Origin of the sequence: Marinomonas sp. NPDC078689 (genome assembly GCF_044542435.1) — a bacterium.
GTDB classification, from domain to species: Bacteria; Pseudomonadota; Gammaproteobacteria; order Pseudomonadales; family Marinomonadaceae; genus Marinomonas; species Marinomonas arenicola.
Map to the genome: position 1 here is coordinate 142,107 of NZ_JBITUJ010000009.1, position 16,060 is coordinate 158,166.

12 protein-coding genes and 4 tRNA genes are annotated in these 16,060 nt (G+C 45.3%); 12 read left to right on the plus strand and 4 right to left on the minus strand.

Annotation, left to right across the window (positions count from 1 at the left end; translation table 11 throughout):
- Positions 1 to 28 precede the first annotated feature (28 nt).
- Positions 29 to 1,246 (plus strand): HDOD domain-containing protein, encoded by a 1,218-nt coding sequence (locus tag ACIGBN_RS14820; RefSeq protein WP_133002780.1) that lies wholly within the window; start codon positions 29 to 31, stop codon positions 1,244 to 1,246.
- 528 nt (positions 1,247 to 1,774) lie between these two features.
- Here ACIGBN_RS14820 and fdxA read toward each other — a convergent pair.
- Both fdxA and mutS read right to left on the minus strand, forming a co-directional pair.
- Positions 1,775 to 2,098: a ferredoxin FdxA gene (gene fdxA, locus ACIGBN_RS14825; protein WP_396666316.1), complete on the minus strand. Its 324-nt coding sequence runs from the start codon at positions 2,096 to 2,098 to the stop codon at positions 1,775 to 1,777.
- A gap of 124 nt (positions 2,099 to 2,222) precedes the next feature.
- Positions 2,223 to 4,838 (minus strand): DNA mismatch repair protein MutS, encoded by a 2,616-nt coding sequence (mutS, locus tag ACIGBN_RS14830; protein ID WP_396666318.1) that lies wholly within the window; start codon positions 4,836 to 4,838, stop codon positions 2,223 to 2,225.
- A 79-nt stretch (positions 4,839 to 4,917) separates the two neighbouring features.
- Between mutS and ACIGBN_RS14835 the strand changes: the two genes are divergently transcribed.
- Together ACIGBN_RS14835 and recA are read left to right on the plus strand one after the other, a co-directional pair.
- The gene (locus ACIGBN_RS14835; RefSeq protein WP_396666320.1) at positions 4,918 to 5,418 is read left to right on the plus strand and encodes a CinA family protein; all 501 of its coding nucleotides are present in this window, start codon (positions 4,918 to 4,920) and stop codon (positions 5,416 to 5,418) included.
- A gap of 88 nt (positions 5,419 to 5,506) precedes the next feature.
- Positions 5,507 to 6,556: a recombinase RecA gene (recA, locus tag ACIGBN_RS14840; protein WP_243711970.1), complete on the plus strand. Its 1,050-nt coding sequence runs from the start codon at positions 5,507 to 5,509 to the stop codon at positions 6,554 to 6,556.
- A gap of 105 nt (positions 6,557 to 6,661) precedes the next feature.
- Here the strand turns inward: recA and recX are convergent, their stop codons facing one another.
- Positions 6,662 to 7,114 carry a recombination regulator RecX gene (gene recX, locus ACIGBN_RS14845; protein WP_396666322.1) on the minus strand — a complete coding sequence of 151 codons (453 nt, stop codon included), beginning with the start codon at positions 7,112 to 7,114 and terminating at the stop codon, positions 6,662 to 6,664.
- A gap of 203 nt (positions 7,115 to 7,317) precedes the next feature.
- On the opposite strand from recX, the gene ACIGBN_RS14850 reads away from it, so the two are divergent.
- The 9 genes from ACIGBN_RS14850 to ACIGBN_RS14890 all read left to right on the plus strand — a co-directional run bounded on the left by ACIGBN_RS14850 (position 7,318) and on the right by ACIGBN_RS14890 (position 14,696).
- Positions 7,318 to 8,571: a D-amino acid dehydrogenase gene (locus ACIGBN_RS14850; RefSeq protein WP_133002741.1), complete on the plus strand. Its 1,254-nt coding sequence runs from the start codon at positions 7,318 to 7,320 to the stop codon at positions 8,569 to 8,571.
- A gap of 12 nt (positions 8,572 to 8,583) precedes the next feature.
- Complete coding sequence (alr, locus tag ACIGBN_RS14855; protein WP_133002742.1) at positions 8,584 to 9,681, plus strand: alanine racemase; 1,098 nt, start codon at positions 8,584 to 8,586, stop codon at positions 9,679 to 9,681.
- A 213-nt stretch (positions 9,682 to 9,894) separates the two neighbouring features.
- Entirely contained in the window at positions 9,895 to 12,513 is a 2,619-nt protein-coding gene (gene alaS, locus ACIGBN_RS14860; RefSeq protein WP_396666325.1) for an alanine--tRNA ligase, read from the plus strand.
- A 44-nt stretch (positions 12,514 to 12,557) separates the two neighbouring features.
- Positions 12,558 to 13,799, plus strand: coding sequence for an aspartate kinase (locus ACIGBN_RS14865; protein WP_133002744.1), 1,242 nt, complete (start codon positions 12,558 to 12,560; stop codon positions 13,797 to 13,799).
- Positions 13,800 to 13,959: 160 nt separating this feature from the next.
- Complete coding sequence (gene csrA / locus ACIGBN_RS14870) at positions 13,960 to 14,148, plus strand: carbon storage regulator CsrA (protein ID WP_133002745.1); 189 nt, start codon at positions 13,960 to 13,962, stop codon at positions 14,146 to 14,148.
- 57 nt (positions 14,149 to 14,205) lie between these two features.
- Positions 14,206 to 14,295 (plus strand) — tRNA-Ser (locus tag ACIGBN_RS14875).
- Between the two features lie 60 nt (positions 14,296 to 14,355).
- Positions 14,356 to 14,432: transfer RNA gene (locus ACIGBN_RS14880), tRNA-Arg, on the plus strand.
- Positions 14,433 to 14,486: 54 nt separating this feature from the next.
- Positions 14,487 to 14,563 (plus strand) — tRNA-Arg (locus tag ACIGBN_RS14885).
- Positions 14,564 to 14,619: 56 nt separating this feature from the next.
- Positions 14,620 to 14,696 (plus strand) — tRNA-Arg (locus ACIGBN_RS14890).
- A gap of 100 nt (positions 14,697 to 14,796) precedes the next feature.
- Here ACIGBN_RS14890 and ACIGBN_RS14895 read toward each other — a convergent pair.
- Positions 14,797 to 15,789, minus strand: coding sequence for a tRNA dihydrouridine synthase (locus ACIGBN_RS14895; protein ID WP_396666328.1), 993 nt, complete (start codon positions 15,787 to 15,789; stop codon positions 14,797 to 14,799).
- Positions 15,790 to 16,060 lie beyond the last annotated feature (271 nt).

Here is a 16,060-nt window from a genome sequence, read left to right on the forward strand (position 1 = left end):
TATTTTTCAACGGAGCGAAGTGAAAGACATGGACACCTCTTTAGATAAGACTCATCACCAGGTGGTGCTGGCTCGACAGCCGATTGTAAACACCAGTCTTGCTCCTATGGGGTATGAGTTACTTTATCGCAAAAATAGCGATGCTTTGTATGCTGAAGTCATTGATGAGGTTGGTGCTACGGCACAAGTTGTGGCCGCCAGCTTACTAGAATTGGGCATGTTGAACCTTGTTGGTGATAAAAAGGCCTTTATTAACTTTCCTCGAGCCTATTTGCTTAATCCTAATGGTGTGCCGATAGACCCTAACGTGGTGGTGATTGAGGTGCTTGAAAATGCCCAGTTTGATCCCGTGTTATTAGCCGCTTTACGCCGTTGGAAAAAAGCAGGGTATACCATTGCGTTAGACGATTTTGTTTTTGATATTAAGCTCGTGCCGTTTATTGAGCTGGCGGATTACATAAAACTAGACATTATGGCGTTAGGGCAGGATGCGTTTCATCGCCAGGTTGAGGCACTACGAGGCTTTAAGGTTGAGATTATTGCTGAGAAAGTGGAAACTTGGGAGGAATACCAGTTTTGTCGCTTATTGGATATTAAGTACTTACAAGGCTACTTTTTTGAAAAGCCTGAGTTAATGGCGAGCAAATCGTCCCGAGTAAATAGTATGACATTGCTGCGCTTGATGGCGGCGATGCTCAATTCATCGGAAATGGATGTGGCTGAGTTGGAGCGTCTTATCGGTCAAGATGCTGGGCTTGTTCACAAATTATTGCGCTTTCTAAATTCTCCCGTTACCGGCTTGATGGCTTCTGTCGATTCTCTCCGCTTGGCCATTACTTTGATCGGTATGGAAAAACTGAAGTCATTGGTTAACTTGCTGCTCATGTCGGAAATGACGGGGGATCGTCATGTTTTACTGCAAAGTATTATGATACGAGCCAAGCATGCAGAGCTTTTGGCGCGCCGCAGAGCTTACGATAATGAAGACAAATATTTTCTAGCGGGCATGCTGTCGATGATCGATGTTTGTGTTGGCATACGGTTAGACAAAGCACTCAGTGAGTTACCACTTCCCCATGAGTTTATTAATGCCATTGTTCATCGTTCTGGTCGCGTCGGCCAAACACTCAATCAAGTGGAACAGTATCGTCGTGATCACGCCGTAGAAAGCAGTGAGCAAAATGAGCTTTATGAAACTTACCTAGATGCGATTAAGTGGTCAGATGGTTTTATTTCTTGTGTGTGATGACGCTTTTTTGTAGGGGAAATCTGACATTCTTGTAGTCCTTAACCTATTGTTATGTAGTAAAAAAGGAGAGAATGTGTGGTTTTATTATAAGCTATTGATTTATAAGTATTTTGTATTTGTTTTTTAGCTTGTTTTCTGTTTTTTCTTTGCTTGTTATTTACTTATTTCGTGTTACATTTAACTCATCCAAAGGGAATTCACGGATGATTGGCATAGGAAGTGCACCAAACAGGATGTTGGTGGATAAATGGAAAGGACTAGGATGGTCTTTGCTATGGATGAGCGAAACGGATTTAACAAGGCTCAATGGATTGTGTCGGATTAACAGGGAATGGTTGATAGCTTCTGGAAGAAGCGAGCAGGGATGTTAACTCATTGGATGAGTCGCTTAACAGGATGTGAAGCGATAATAGGGCGACTTAGGTCGCCCTTTTTTGTGCCTGCTATTTTGCGTAGCACACTCAAAAACAAAAAAAGCGACATCCGCCGCTTTTATATTGTCATCCTAAGTGCCGAGAAACGTGATTAACGCTCTAGGTACTCAAGCTTATCTTCAACACCATCCCAGGTTGCTGCGTCAGCCATAGCTTCTTTCTTTTCAGTGATGTTTGGCCAAATCAAAGCAAGATCTTGGTTTAGTTCAACAAACACTTCTTGATCTGCTGGCAGCTCATCTTCAGAGAAAATGGCATTAGCTGGACATTCAGGTTCACAAAGCGCGCAATCAATACACTCATCTGGGTTGATGGCTAAGAAATTAGGACCTTCGTAGAAACAGTCAACAGGGCAGACTTCTACACAGTCAGTGTATTTGCAGCGAATGCAGTTATCGGTAACGATGAAAGCCATTCGACTTCTCCTCACAAGCTAGTAAATATAATTGTGCGTCATTTTAGAGGCATAGGCGGTTTGGCATCAAGCAGCAATCGCCTATCCTCTACATTTATCCGCTATTAGCTTATTCATCTGGTGCTTAAAAGTCAGATTTTAAGCGATACAACTCATTGATTGCCTGTTGGGGCGTCATATTGTCTAGGTCCAACTCGCTGATAGCGTCTTTAAGTGCATTTTGATCCGCTTGGGCAAATAAATCAGGTTGTTGCGGTGAATAGAGCTCGCTTTTTTCTTTTACTTTTGGCGCCTTTGCTATCTCCACCGTGGAGGCGTCCACTCCCGTGGTCACTTCTAGCTGAACAAGCTTTTGCTTTGCATGGCTGATGACGTTTCTTGGAACGCCTGCGAGTTGCGCAACTTGTAACCCATAAGATTGGCTAGCGGGACCGGCATGAACCTTGTGTAAAAAGACGATTTCATCATCGTATTCTGTGGCGGTTAGATGAACGTTTGCCGCGTTTTCAAGTTGCTCAGCAAGTGTTGTCAGCTCGAAATAATGGGTGGCAAACAATACATAGCATTTTAATTGATTCGCTAAGTAATCAACCGCAGCCCATGCCAATGATAAGCCGTCAAAGGTACTGGTACCACGCCCAACTTCATCCATTAATACTAGGCTTTGTTGGCTGGCATTATTGAGTATATTGGCGGTTTCTGTCATTTCTACCATGAAGGTAGAGCGGCCACCGGCCAAATCGTCTGAAGAGCCCATGCGGGTAAAAATACGATCGACCACTGAGATGGACGCGGCTTCTGCAGGGACAAAAGACCCTGTGTGCGCTAATAAAGCGATCAAGGCGATTTGGCGCATATAGGTCGATTTACCACCCATGTTAGGGCCTGTGATCATCAACAGCGAGCGCTTCTCATGCATATCTAAATCATTGGGAACAAACGGTTCTGAAATAACCGCTTCGACAACAGGGTGGCGACCGCCTTGGATTTGAATGCCGCCGCGATTATGCAGTTCAGGGCAAGCCAAGTTTAAGGTCTCTGCGCGCTCGCTAAAGTTACTTAACACATCCAGTTGGGCTAATGCTTGGCTTGTCGTTTGCAACTCAGTCAGGGAGTTATTTAACTGATCAAGTAGGTCTTCATAAAGCTCTTTTTCACGCGCAAGTGCTTTTGACTTGGCGCTTAACGCCTTGTCTTCAAATGTTTTTAATTCTGGGGTAATAAAACGTTCGGCATTTTTAAGTGTCTGGCGGCGAATGTATTCCACAGGAGCTTGATCGGAATGCAAACGGCTGATTTCAATGTAGTAGCCATGCACACGGTTAAAGCCAACTTTTAGCGAGCTGATGCCTGTGCGTTCTTTTTCACTGCGTTCCATTTCGGCTAGGTAGTCAGTCGCGTTCGTGGACAGAGATAACAACTCATCCAGTTCTGCATCATAGCCTTTTGCAAAGACGCCACCGTCACGCACCACAGAAGGAGGGTTTTCGACTAACGCACTGATCAGTGTGTTTGTCATCTCTGGTTGGGCAATAATACGGCTGTTAAGTTGCGCTAAGCGCTCAGCTTGCGTGTCAGCAATAAGTTGGTTGATTTCTGGAACGGCTTCTAACGCCAGTCTTAATCTGAGTAAATCCCGCGGACGTGCAGAGCGTAGCGCGACACGGGACAAAATACGCTCGAGATCGCCTACTTTTTTAAGCGGCGCTTCCAGCATTGAAAACGAGCGCTGATCTTTGAGTTCAGCCACAACTTGTTGGCGTGCCAGTATTTCGCCTAAGTCACGAATAGGGGTGTGCAACCAACGTTTCAATAAGCGGCTGCCCATGGGGGTCGCACATTCATCCAACACGCTGATTAACGTGTTGCTTGTGCCACCGGCAAGATTGATATCAATTTCCAAGTTGCGTCGTGTTGCGCCGTCGATCAGCACCGAATCGTCTTTATGTTCGACTGTGATCGATTGAATATGGGGCAACGCGGAGCGCTGAGTGTCCTTGGCGTATTGCAACAGAGCGCCAGCCGATGCCACAGCAGCAGTCAGTGCCTCGCAACCAAAGCCAGATAAGTCTTTGGTATTGAATTGTTGGATCAATTGGCGATAGCTGGATTCATAATCAAAGTGCCAAGGACCGAGTTCAGAGACGCCTTTTTCTAGATTGATCGTTTTGCGTGCTGGAAAGTCTTCAGAAATAAGAATCTCTCTGGGTGTCAGACGTTGCAATTCGCTTGCTAGAGCGTCATAGCCATCGACTTCGAATACGCAAAAGCGGCCACTTGCCATGTCGAGATAAGAAAAACCAAAAACATCTAGGCCTTTTCGGCTTTGGTGAGCAATAGACAGTAATAAGTTTTCGCGTTTTTCTTCTAGATAGGCTTCATCACTGATGGTACCAGGAGTCACAATGCGTGCGACCTGACGCTCGACTGGGCCTTTGCTGGTGGCTGGGTCGCCAATTTGCTCAACAACAACAACGGATTCGCCAAGGCGAACAAGGCGAGCAATGTAGTTTTCTGCGGCGTGGAATGGAATGCCGGCCATCGGAATAGGTTGGCCGGCAGAGGAGCCTCGTGCCGTTAACGTAATATCGAGCAATTGTGCCGCGCGTTTTGCATCGTCATAGAATAGCTCATAAAAATCACCCATTCGATAAAACAGTAATTGTTTAGGGTGCTGAGACTTTAAACTAAAGTATTGGCGCATCATGGGCGTGTGATTGTCTGGTGACGTTTTACTCATGCGATTTGCTCGATTGTGATCCAAAAATAAGAGCGCTATTCTACGGGAAATTGAATCAGGATTTAAGGTGTGAAATAACATGAGTCGAATGCAAGAAATGACGCAAGCAGCACAGCGGGCTGCGACCGCATTGCAAGACTGTGATTGGCAACTAGTGACGGCGGAGTCCTGCACGGGAGGATTAATTGGCGCGGTTTGTACTGAGTTGTCGGGCAGTTCTGCTTGGTTTTTTGGTGGCGTGATCAGTTATGCCAATGAGGCGAAAGAAAACGCCTTGTCTGTGCAGCACAGCACCTTGGAAAGTGAAGGGGCTGTATCGGCGCAGACGGTGAAGGAGATGTGCGCCGGCGCTTTATTATTAGGAGGCGATATGGCCGTCGCAGTCAGTGGCGTGGCTGGACCAACAGGAGGGTCTAAAGAAAAACCTGTCGGTTGTGTTTATATTGCTTGGAAAATAAGAGATCAAGACGCTGAGGCGGTGCGTTTTCAGTTCTCTGGTGATCGTCAATGTGTCCGAGAAGCCACCGTTATTGCCGCCTTAGAAGGGGTGGTAGAGAGGATTTTGCAGCAAGAAAAATAATACTGTTTTTATATACAGTATTTCTTGAGCTTCTTAATAAAAACCGCTAGAGTTAGCCACAACGAAAATTAGCCACAAGGATTCCACTATGTCATCTATTGCAGACAATAAGAAAAAAGCGCTAGACGCAGCGCTGTCTCAAATCGAGCGTCAATTTGGTAAAGGCGCCATCATGAAGATGGGCGAAGGTGCTAAGCTTGATATTGATACGGTTTCTACTGGATCGCTCGGTCTGGATATTGCGCTAGGTGCTGGTGGACTTCCTTATGGTCGTATTTGTGAAATATACGGCCCTGAGTCTTCAGGTAAAACGACACTAACGCTGAGCGTGATTGCCGAAGCTCAGAAACAAGGTAAAACCTGTGCTTTTATTGATGCCGAGCACGCTCTTGATCCTTCATACGCTGAAAAACTAGGCGTTAACATCGCTGACTTATTGATCTCGCAACCTGATACCGGTGAGCAAGCGCTTGAAATCGTAGACATGTTGGTTCGCTCTAACAGTGTTGACGTGATCATTGTTGACTCGGTAGCGGCGTTGGTACCTAAGTCTGAAATCGAAGGCGAAATGGGCAGCTCTTCTGTTGGTGTACAGGCGCGTTTACTGTCACAAGCAATGCGTAAGCTAACAGGCTCGATCAAAAATGCGAACTGCTTGGTTGTCTTTATTAACCAGATTCGTATGAAAATTGGCGTCATGTTCGGATCACCAGAAACAACGACTGGTGGTAACGCACTGAAATTCTACTCTTCTGTTCGCTTGGATATCCGCCGTATCGGATCGGTTAAACAGGGCGAGGAAGTGGTAGGTAACGAGACACGAGTTAAAGTCGTTAAAAACAAAATCGCTCCTCCGTTTAAACAAGCAGAATTCCAAATCCACTACGGTGCAGGTATTTACCGCATGGGTGAGATTATTGACTTGGGTGTGAAACAAGGTTTTGTCGACAAAGCCGGCGCCTGGTATGCCTATGCAGGCAATAAAATTGGCCAAGGTAAAGCCAATGCTGCTCAATTCTTAGCGGAAAACCCAGACATGGCGAAAGAAATCGAAGCTAAGATCCGTGAAGATTTGTTGCCAAAGGGATCGCCTGTTGCTGATGCCGCGAAAGATGTTGAAGCTGAAGCAGAAGAGTAATTAGACGCTGAACTGTCATCTTAGTGTTTTTTGAAAGAAGCAGGCTTTAAGCCTGCTTTTTTTTATGACTGTTTTCTAGCGGGTAATAGGGTTATGACGGCATCTTTATGCGTCTGAGTTTGGCGCTAGGGCGTAGTTAATTTGGTCAAAATTAAAGCCTCGGTATTGTAGGTAGCGCATTTGTTTGGCCTTTTCTTTGAAGTCTTTCGTCTGGCCGTCACCAAATTTTCTTTCTTTTAATTCTTTGGCTAACTCAAACCAATCCGCATCACAGTCTTGGATGGCTTGATTAGCAAGCGCCTCTTTAATTCCTTTTCTCATTAGCTCTTGTTTGATTCTTAAGGCGCCAAGAGGTTTGTTTATTCGGCTGCGCACAAACATCTCTGCAAAGCGTTGGTCGTTCAGGTAGTTCATTTCAATAAGAGACTGGATCGTAGTGGAAATGTCTTCTGCGCTATGTCCACGTTGTTTTAACTTACTTTGTATTTCTTTGACGGCGTGCTCTCGACCACCTAGTAGAATAAGCGCGTGGTCCATGGTGGAAGGGGATGTGTACATTAGGGGGTGTCTCTTTATGCTAGCGTTTCTGTATTTTAGCATTGATCAGAATGAGAGGATTCTATATTTTCTTTTATAATAATCTAATTTTTTTCATTTAAGAAGTTGTTTAAACTGCTTGGTGTTTTTAAATAAGATGAAAAAACTATATATCTTATGAAAGAATGCCCATATCGACTTTGATTAATTTTGGGTGTGTTCTTATGCAGGTATGTGTATTAGGTGCTGGTATCGTTGGGTTAACCTCAGCTTACTATTTGGCAAAGAAAGGCTATCAAGTGACGGTTATTGATCGTCAGCCTGGTGTAGCACTAGAGACTAGCTTTGCGAATGCTGGGCAAATCTCTCCTGGTTATTCTGCCCCTTGGGCTGCGCCGGGTGTGCCATTGAAAGCCATTAAATGGCTGATGCAAAAACACGCTCCTTTTAAAATCAGTGCTGAACCTGAAATGAAGAAGCTTATCTGGATGGGTCAAATGCTGGCCAACTGTACAGAGAAAGCTTATGACGTGAATAAATCACGCATGATGGCGCTGGCTGAATACAGTCGAGATCAATTCATTGAAATCCGCAAAGAAATTGGAATTCAATACGATGGCGGTCAAGGCGGCACGACTCAATTGTTCCGTAAAGACGCTCAAGTAGAAGCTTCTGAAAAAGACATAAAAGTACTGCAAGCGTTGAATGTGCCGCATCAAGTACTGACGCCTGCCGACATTTTAAAAGTGGAGCCAGGATTGGCACCTGTCATCGATCAGTTTAAAGGCGGGTTGCGCCTACTGGGCGATGAAACAGGCGATTGCTTTATGTTTTGTCAGGAATTGAAGAAGCACTGTGATGACATGGGTGTCACATTTAAATTCAATACCTCAATTGATAAATTGGTGGTTGAAAGTGGCAAGCTGCGTGCGGTGAAAACAGACCAAGGTGATTTAACCTTTGATAAAGTATTGGTTTGCATGGGCAGCTACTCTAAAGAGTTGTTAAAAGCGATCGACATTTCTGTGCCCATTTACCCAGTAAAAGGCTACTCCTTAACCGTACCAATCACAGACAGCCAGTTTGCTCCAACATCCACCGTAATGGATGAAACCTATAAGGTGGCAGTGACGCGTTTAGGTGGCCGAATTCGTGCGGCAGGAACGGCTGAGTTGAATGGCTTTAATTTAGAGTTGCCAAAAGTACGAACGGAAACCATTACCCACGTGGTACGTGAGCTGTTTAACCAAGGCTGTGATCTTGCAGAAGCGGAATACTGGACAGGTTTGCGTCCAAACACACCAGACGGTACGCCGATTGTTGGTGCCAGTGGTATTGCTGGTCTGTATTTGAATACAGGTCACGGAACACTAGGCTGGACAATGAGTTGCGGCTCAGCGGCAGTGATTGCTGATATCATGTCAGATGACAAAACAGCTATCGATTCACAAGACCTATCTATTAAACGTTATAAGTAATAAGGGATAAAGATGGCAAGGCCACTGACTGCAACGATTAATTTAGATGCCATTCTAAACAACTATCGTTATGCAAAAAAACTACAGCCAACTTGTAAAGCGTTTGCGGTAGTTAAAAGTAATGCTTATGGGCATGGCGCGGTGGAAGTTGCGCGCTTTTTAGACAAAGAAGTGGATGCCTTTGCCGTGGCTGCAATTGAAGAAGCGTTGGCGCTTCGAGACGCGGGCGTAGAATCTCCAATCATGTTGCTTGAAGGTGTCTTCGAAGCAGATGAATGGGCGCTATGTGAGCAGCATGGCTTTTGGGCGGCGCTGGAAAACGCTCAACAATTGTCTGAACTATTAAGCAGCCAAGTGAACATCGAAAAGGTGTTTGTTAAGCTGGATACCGGAATGCACCGTTTGGGTGTGGACATGGATGGCGCTAACGATTTTGTTGATCAATTACGATCATCAGGTCAGGTGGGTGAAGTGTTGTTAATGACACACTTTGCCTGTGCGGACGATTTGTCCGATATGGCGACCATGGAACAATTGGCGTATTTCGAGCGCACTCGACAATTGATTGGTGATATACCTGCCAGTGTGGCGAACTCTGCGGCTATCATGAAATGGAGTGTGCCTGAAGGTGGGTGGATTCGTCCTGGTATCATGCTATACGGTATTTCTCCGTTTGCTGAAGTCACAGGAACGCAGCTTGGTTTGCAACCAGCGATGACCTTGTCTTCTAAAGTGATGTCGGTACGCAGTCTCAAAAAAGGCGATACCGTGGGCTACGGCTATTCTTATGAAGCGCAAGAAGATCATGTGCTAGCCACGGTGGCGGTGGGGTATGGCGATGGATATCCGCGCCATGCAAAAGAAGAGACGCCATTGCAAATCGCAGGGCAATCCGCTTATTTGGCCGGTCGTGTGTCCATGGATATGATCACGGTTAGAATGGCGGATTATCATTCTGCGCCAGAATTAGGCCAAGAAGTGGTGCTCTGGGGTGGTGATGTCCCCGTTGAACAAGTGGCCGAGTATGCCGATACTATTGGCTATGAATTGGTTACTCGAATGACGGCTCGCCCAAAATATCGTTACATTAATAACGACAATTCTCAGTAATTCTACTAAGCAAAAGTGTCTTTTCTGCAGAGAAAGATACTTTTGCTTAAGTTTTGCGCAAAATAAGCTTAAAATCCCCTCGGTTTCTTTTGAAAACACCTATCCTTTGCGTGTACTATTTTGTGCTTTTCATTGCACCGAATGGGCTTTTCTATAGACCATTCACGCATTTCAATTCGCCAGACAAATTAAGAGATAGAGACTCATCCAATTATGAAGAGTTCTGAGTTACGCCAGTCATTTTTATCGTATTTTGAAAACAAGCAGCACCAGATCGTAGAATCAAGCTCGTTGATCCCTGGAAATGATCCGACCTTGTTATTTACCAACGCTGGTATGGTCCAATTTAAAGACGTTTTCCTTGGTGATGATGTTCGTCCATACACACGAGCGACGACTTCTCAGCGTTGTGTGCGAGCCGGTGGTAAGCATAACGACCTTGAAAATGTAGGGTATACCGCACGTCACCATACTTTTTTCGAAATGATGGGTAACTTTAGTTTTGGTGACTACTTTAAGAAGGAAGCCATTAGTTACGCGTGGGAATTCTTAACGGTTGTGTTGAAGCTGCCGCAAGAGAAATTGTTGGTTACCGTTTACGCAGAAGACGATGAAGCCTACGACTACTGGAATAAAGTCATTGGTTTGCCTGAAGAGAAAATCATCCGCATTGGTGATAACAAAGGCGGTCGTTACCAGTCTGATAATTTCTGGGCGATGGGCGATACAGGTCCTTGTGGTCCTTGTTCTGAAGTTTTCTATGATCACGGTGAGCATATTTGGGGTGGGCCTCCAGGTTCTCCAGAAGAAGATGGCGACCGATTCATCGAAATTTGGAACGTTGTTTTCATGCAGTTTAATCGATCTGCGGACGGCACTATGGCGCCATTGCCAAAACCATCCGTTGATACCGGTATGGGACTAGAGCGTATTGCGGCGATTTTGCAAGGCGTTCACAGTAACTACGAAATTGATTTGTTCCAAAATTTGATCGCTGCATCTGCGAAAGCCGTTGGTACGGAAGATCTTTCTTCTAAATCTTTGCAAGTTATTGCCGACCACATTCGCTCATGTTCCTTTATGATCGTGGATGGCGTTATTCCTTCTAACGAAGGTCGCGGTTATGTGCTGCGTCGTATTATTCGTCGTGCTATTCGTCACGGGAATAAATTGGGTCAAAGTGGTGTCTTTTTCCATACCCTAGTAGAAGCGCTTGATAAAGAGATGGGCGATGCTTACCCAGAACTTCGTAAGCTAAAAGAGCGTGTTGCCTCTATTTTGCTAAAAGAAGAAGAGCAATTTGCTAAAACGCTTGATCAGGGTATGAAAATCTTAGAAGACGCGATTGCGAACTTGGGCGATACGAAAGTCATCCCAGGTGAGACCGTATTCAAATTGTACGATACCTTTGGTTTCCCTGCGGATCTGACAAATGATGTCGCTCGTGAAAATGGTCTGGAAATCGATGAAGAAGGCTTTGATGCTGCGATGGATGCGCAACGTGCCAGAGCGCGTTCGGCGAGCAACTTTACGATGGATATGTCGGGCAGTGTGCAGTTAGATGCGGTGACGGAATTTACTGGTTACAACCAGCTTGAAGATCAGTGTGAAGTGGAAGCAATTTTGCTTGACGGTGAGTCTGTTGCGTCGATTGAAGCCGGTCAATCTGCTGTGATCGTATTGAAAACAACGCCTTTTTATGGCGAATCCGGTGGCCAGGTTGGCGATCAGGGTTGGTTGCGTGGACCTGCGGCCTTTAAGGTCTCTAATACAACTAAATTGGCTAAAGCGCACCTTCACCATGGTGAAGTGAAAGAAGGACGTTTGTCTGTTGGCGATAAGGTCACTGCAGAAGTGGATCGTTCTTTGCGTAATGCAACTACCTTGAACCATTCTGCAACGCATTTGATGCACGAAGCGTTACGTCGTGTGTTGGGTGATCATGTTACGCAAAAAGGTTCCTTGGTTGATCCTGAGCGCTTGCGTTTCGACTTTTCTCATTTTGAAGGGGTGACCGCCGCTGAGATTGAGCAAATCGAAGACATGGTAAACGAGCAGATTCGTTTAAATCGTCCTGTTGAAACCGACATCATGGACATAGAGTCGGCGAAAGCCAAAGGGGCGATGGCCTTGTTTGGTGAGAAGTATGACGCCGAAGTGCGCGTGCTGACCATGGGGGCGGATTACTCTATTGAATTGTGTGGCGGTACGCATGTTAGTCGTACTGGCGATATCGGTTTGTTCAAAATCTTAGTTGAGAATGGTATTGCTGCTGGCGTTCGCCGTATCGAAGCGGTGACAGGCAAAGCGGCTATCGACACCACTCGTCAAACAGAAGCGGCGTTGTTAAAAGTAGCGTCCTTAGTGAAGGGCAATAAAGAAAATGCTCTAGATAAGGTGGTTGCGTTAAATGAACATGCTCGCGCGCTGCAAAAGGAGCTGGATGTGTTGAAGGGTAAAATGGCGGCCTTAGCGGGTGCAGATTTAGCCTCTCAAGCTGTGGATATTAACGGTGGTAAGCTGCTGGTTGCGCAAGTGGATGTGAATGATCCAAAAGAATTGCGTGATTTGCTCGACGAGCTTAAAAGTAAGCTTGAGTCGGCAGTGGTGCTATTGGCATCGGTCAATGACGGCAAAGTAAGCCTAATTGCTGGTGTGACGAAAGAGTTAACGAAAAAAGTCAAAGCGGGTGACTTGATTAAAATGATAGCGCCTTTGGTTGATGGTAAAGGGGGCGGTCGCCCTGATATGGCTCAAGCTGGCGGGAATAATCCTGATGCTCTGCCTAGTGCTTTAGCTGCAGTCCCTGAGTGGGTTGCTGAAAGAGTGTAAGTAATATTCGCCCATTGGGCATTTATGTAGGTAAATGAAAGACTATGGCGTTGTTAGTTCAAAAATACGGTGGCACTTCAGTCGGCACAATAGAGCGGATTGAAGCGGTTGCAGATAGGGTGCATAGGCATAAACAGAATGGCGACGACATTGTAGTAGTCGTTTCTGCTATGAGTGGCGAAACCAATCGGCTTATTGAGCTTGCAAAAAGCATTGAGTCAGCACCAAGTGCGAGAGAGATGGATGTGCTGCTTTCTACTGGTGAGCAGGTGACCATCGCATTGTTGTCTATGGCCTTAATGAAACGCGGAGTTGATGCCCGTTCCTATACTGGATCGCAGGTGCGCATTACAACTGACAACGCTCATGGTAAAGCGCGTATTCAAGAGATTGATACAGACGCAATGCGAACGGATTTAGACGCTGGGCGTGTCATTGTTGTGGCCGGTTTTCAAGGCGCGGATCAATATGGCAACATAACGACATTAGGTCGAGGTGGTTCTGATACGACTGGCGTGGCGCTTGCTGCGGCGCTAAAAGCGGATGAGTGCCAAATCTATACCGATGTTGATGGCGTTTATACAACGGATCCACGTGTGGTAGATAGTGCGCGTCGATTAGAAAAGATTACCTTTGAGGAAATGCTTGAAATGGCAAGCTTAGGCTCAAAGGTGCTGCAAATTCGTGCGGTTGAATTTGCTGGAAAATACCAAGTGCCCCTTAGGGTTTTGTCTAGTTTTGTTGAAGGTGAAGGTACATTGATTACGACTGAAGGGAATAAGAACATGGAGCAGCCAGCTGTCTCTGGTATTGCATTTAATCGTGATGAAGCCAAGCTGACATTGAAAGGGGTGCCTGATACTCCAGGTATCGCTGCCCGTATTTTAGGGCCGATCAGTGATGCAAACATCGAAGTTGATATGATTGTGCAGAATGTTTCTGCGGATGGTACAACGGATTTCACTTTCACGGCACACCGTAATGACTTTGATAAAGCCTTAGCCATTCTAGAAGGTATTGAGGGTGAATTAGGCGCTCGTGGGATTCTGACCGATGGGAAGATCGCGAAAGTCTCGATTGTTGGGGTAGGTATGCGCTCTCATGCTGGTGTAGCCAGCACTATGTTTAGAGCATTAGCAGGTGAATCTATTAATATTCAGCTGATCTCAACGTCTGAAATCAAAGTCTCTGTGATAATCAATGAGAAATACATGGAATTGGCGGTTCGAGCGTTACATTCTGCGTTTAAATTGAGTGATAGTGCAGCCGGTATTAGCGAAGCGTGACATTTAGTCACGCTTTAGTCACAAAGTGATCGCAATATAACCACAAAGTGGGGATGGCTTAATGTGCACCTAAAAGCTACAATTCTTTTGTAGGATTTTCCCTACAGCTTGTGTAGGTTAAATCTAGATAAATTATAAAGGAATTACAGGGAGAAATATTATGCTTATTCTTACTCGACGTGTTGGTGAAGCTTTGATGGTTGGTGACGACGTGTCAGTCACTGTTCTGGGTGTTAAAGGTAATCAGGTTCGCATTGGTATCAATGCGCCTAAAGATGTCTCTGTGCATCGTGAAGAAATCTACCTTAGAATCCAAAAAGAACAGGGCGAACAAGATTTAGAAGAATAATTTTAAAAAAAGGGTTTACAAAACAAATAAGGCGTATATACTACGCCGCACTTGTTTGGAGAGTTGGCCGAGTGGCTGAAGGCGCGCCCCTGCTAAGGGTGTATGGGTTAACACTCATCTAGGGTTCGAATCCCTAACTCTCCGCCATTTCAAGTTTGTCCTCTTAAAGACTATCCTTTTTAAGAAAGACAAGGTTATTTGTAGTGAGCACCCGTAGCTCAGCTGGATAGAGTACTCGGCTACGAACCGAGCGGTCAGAGGTTCGAATCCTCTCGGGTGCACCATTACAGAAAGAGATTTAAAGCTATCCTTTTAAATGTCTTAGAAAAAAGTTTTGAGCACCCGTAGCTCAGCTGGATAGAGTACTCGGCTACGAACCGAGCGGTCAGAGGTTCGAATCCTCTCGGGTGCACCATTACTTAAAAGTGTTTAAAGATTTCTTCTTTAAGTTCTTTATGAAAAAACGATTGAGCACCCGTAGCTCAGCTGGATAGAGTACTCGGCTACGAACCGAGCGGTCAGAGGTTCGAATCCTCTCGGGTGCACCATTCTCTTGTTTCCCTTCTTGTTCTCATAATTTCTTTTCCATTTCTGTTTTTTCCCATCGCATTTCTCTATTAAAATTTCTATGCGAAACAGTCTTCCTTGCTAAAATTTCTCATCCAGTCTTTCTAATAGTTCGTTTGTGCTCTTGCTTCTTCTTAGTGTTTGTAGATTTTCTTTTATCGTTGGGTATTCGAAGCGTAAGTGTCCGCACCATTGTTTTAGTCTTCCTAGGCTTGCTACTTCATCATAATGCGCTTTTAGCTGATTACAGTAACTATTGAATAGATTTAATAGGGCGTCATTGTCTGTAGGAAGAGTCGCTCCAGAGAGTTGCGCTCTTATTTGTTGGAAAACGAATGGGTTATTCAATGAGCCTCGACCGATCATAAAATGCTGGCACCCAGTGATGGCTTGGCAGCGCAGTAAAGAGTCCATATCTGTAATGTCACCGTTGGCAACGACCGTCATTTTTGTCTGGTCTTGGATTAGTCCAATTTTTTCCCATCGAGCGGGTGGCTTATAGCCGTCTTTTTTTGTTCTGCCATGTATGGTTAAGGTGCCTACGCCGGCATTTTCAATAGCAGCGACATTATCAAGCAATAGCTCTTCATCTTCATAACCTAAGCGGATCTTTGCAGACACTGGTATGTGTTTGGGAAGCTGTTGTCGGATATTGCTCATGATGTCATATAGCGCCCTCGGTGTTTGTAATAGTACTGAGCCGCCACCATGGCCGTTAACGCGCTTTGCTGGGCAGCCAAAATTCACATCTATGTGTGTGGCGCCAGATTGCACTGCATTAAATGCGCTTTCAGCCATTAACTCTGCATTGCTGCCTAGTAGCTGAGTGTGCACTGGGTGGTTGTGTTTGGTTTTTGCGTGATTGGCGTTTTCTGGCACAAGACGCTTAAAGGTGTGTGCAGGTATTGCATATTGAGTGACTCGAATGAATTCCGAGACAAGATAGTCCATACCGCCTACTTCTGATAATAGATTGCGCATGGTGTGATCCATAACGCCCTCCATTGGAGCAACCGCTAGTGTTACTGGTAGATGTAATGCATTGGAGCCAGAAGAAGTAGAAGGTTGAGTCACTATTGTTACGCCGTGGTGTGTTGATAAGAAAGGGGAGTTTACCCTAGCTAAGCAATAGGGTGTAAGTAGAGAGTCTTGTAAAGCCTCTTTTGTGGTTGAAAATTGAACAAAAATACCCTTTTCTGTTGGTTAATTGATCGCTTTTGCGATTCTTTTAAATTAATTGGATTAAATGGCACTTTTTCTCAGAAAAGGGTTGCACTAAATCTGTAGATCCTTAATATACGCCCTCGCTGACACGGACAACGCTTCACAACAACGAAGACGATGT

Coding starts and splice junctions, on each gene's coding strand:
- ACIGBN_RS14820 (WP_133002780.1), top strand. CDS start 29: ATGGACACCTCTTTAGATAAGACTCATCACCAGGTGGTGCTGGCTCGA.
- fdxA (WP_396666316.1), bottom strand. CDS start 2,098: ATGGCTTTCATCGTTACCGATAACTGCATTCGCTGCAAATACACTGAC.
- mutS (WP_396666318.1), bottom strand. CDS start 4,838: ATGAGTAAAACGTCACCAGACAATCACACGCCCATGATGCGCCAATAC.
- ACIGBN_RS14835 (WP_396666320.1), top strand. CDS start 4,918: ATGAGTCGAATGCAAGAAATGACGCAAGCAGCACAGCGGGCTGCGACC.
- recA (WP_243711970.1), top strand. CDS start 5,507: ATGTCATCTATTGCAGACAATAAGAAAAAAGCGCTAGACGCAGCGCTG.
- recX (WP_396666322.1), bottom strand. CDS start 7,114: ATGTACACATCCCCTTCCACCATGGACCACGCGCTTATTCTACTAGGT.
- ACIGBN_RS14850 (WP_133002741.1), top strand. CDS start 7,318: ATGCAGGTATGTGTATTAGGTGCTGGTATCGTTGGGTTAACCTCAGCT.
- alr (WP_133002742.1), top strand. CDS start 8,584: ATGGCAAGGCCACTGACTGCAACGATTAATTTAGATGCCATTCTAAAC.
- alaS (WP_396666325.1), top strand. CDS start 9,895: ATGAAGAGTTCTGAGTTACGCCAGTCATTTTTATCGTATTTTGAAAAC.
- ACIGBN_RS14865 (WP_133002744.1), top strand. CDS start 12,558: ATGGCGTTGTTAGTTCAAAAATACGGTGGCACTTCAGTCGGCACAATA.
- csrA (WP_133002745.1), top strand. CDS start 13,960: ATGCTTATTCTTACTCGACGTGTTGGTGAAGCTTTGATGGTTGGTGAC.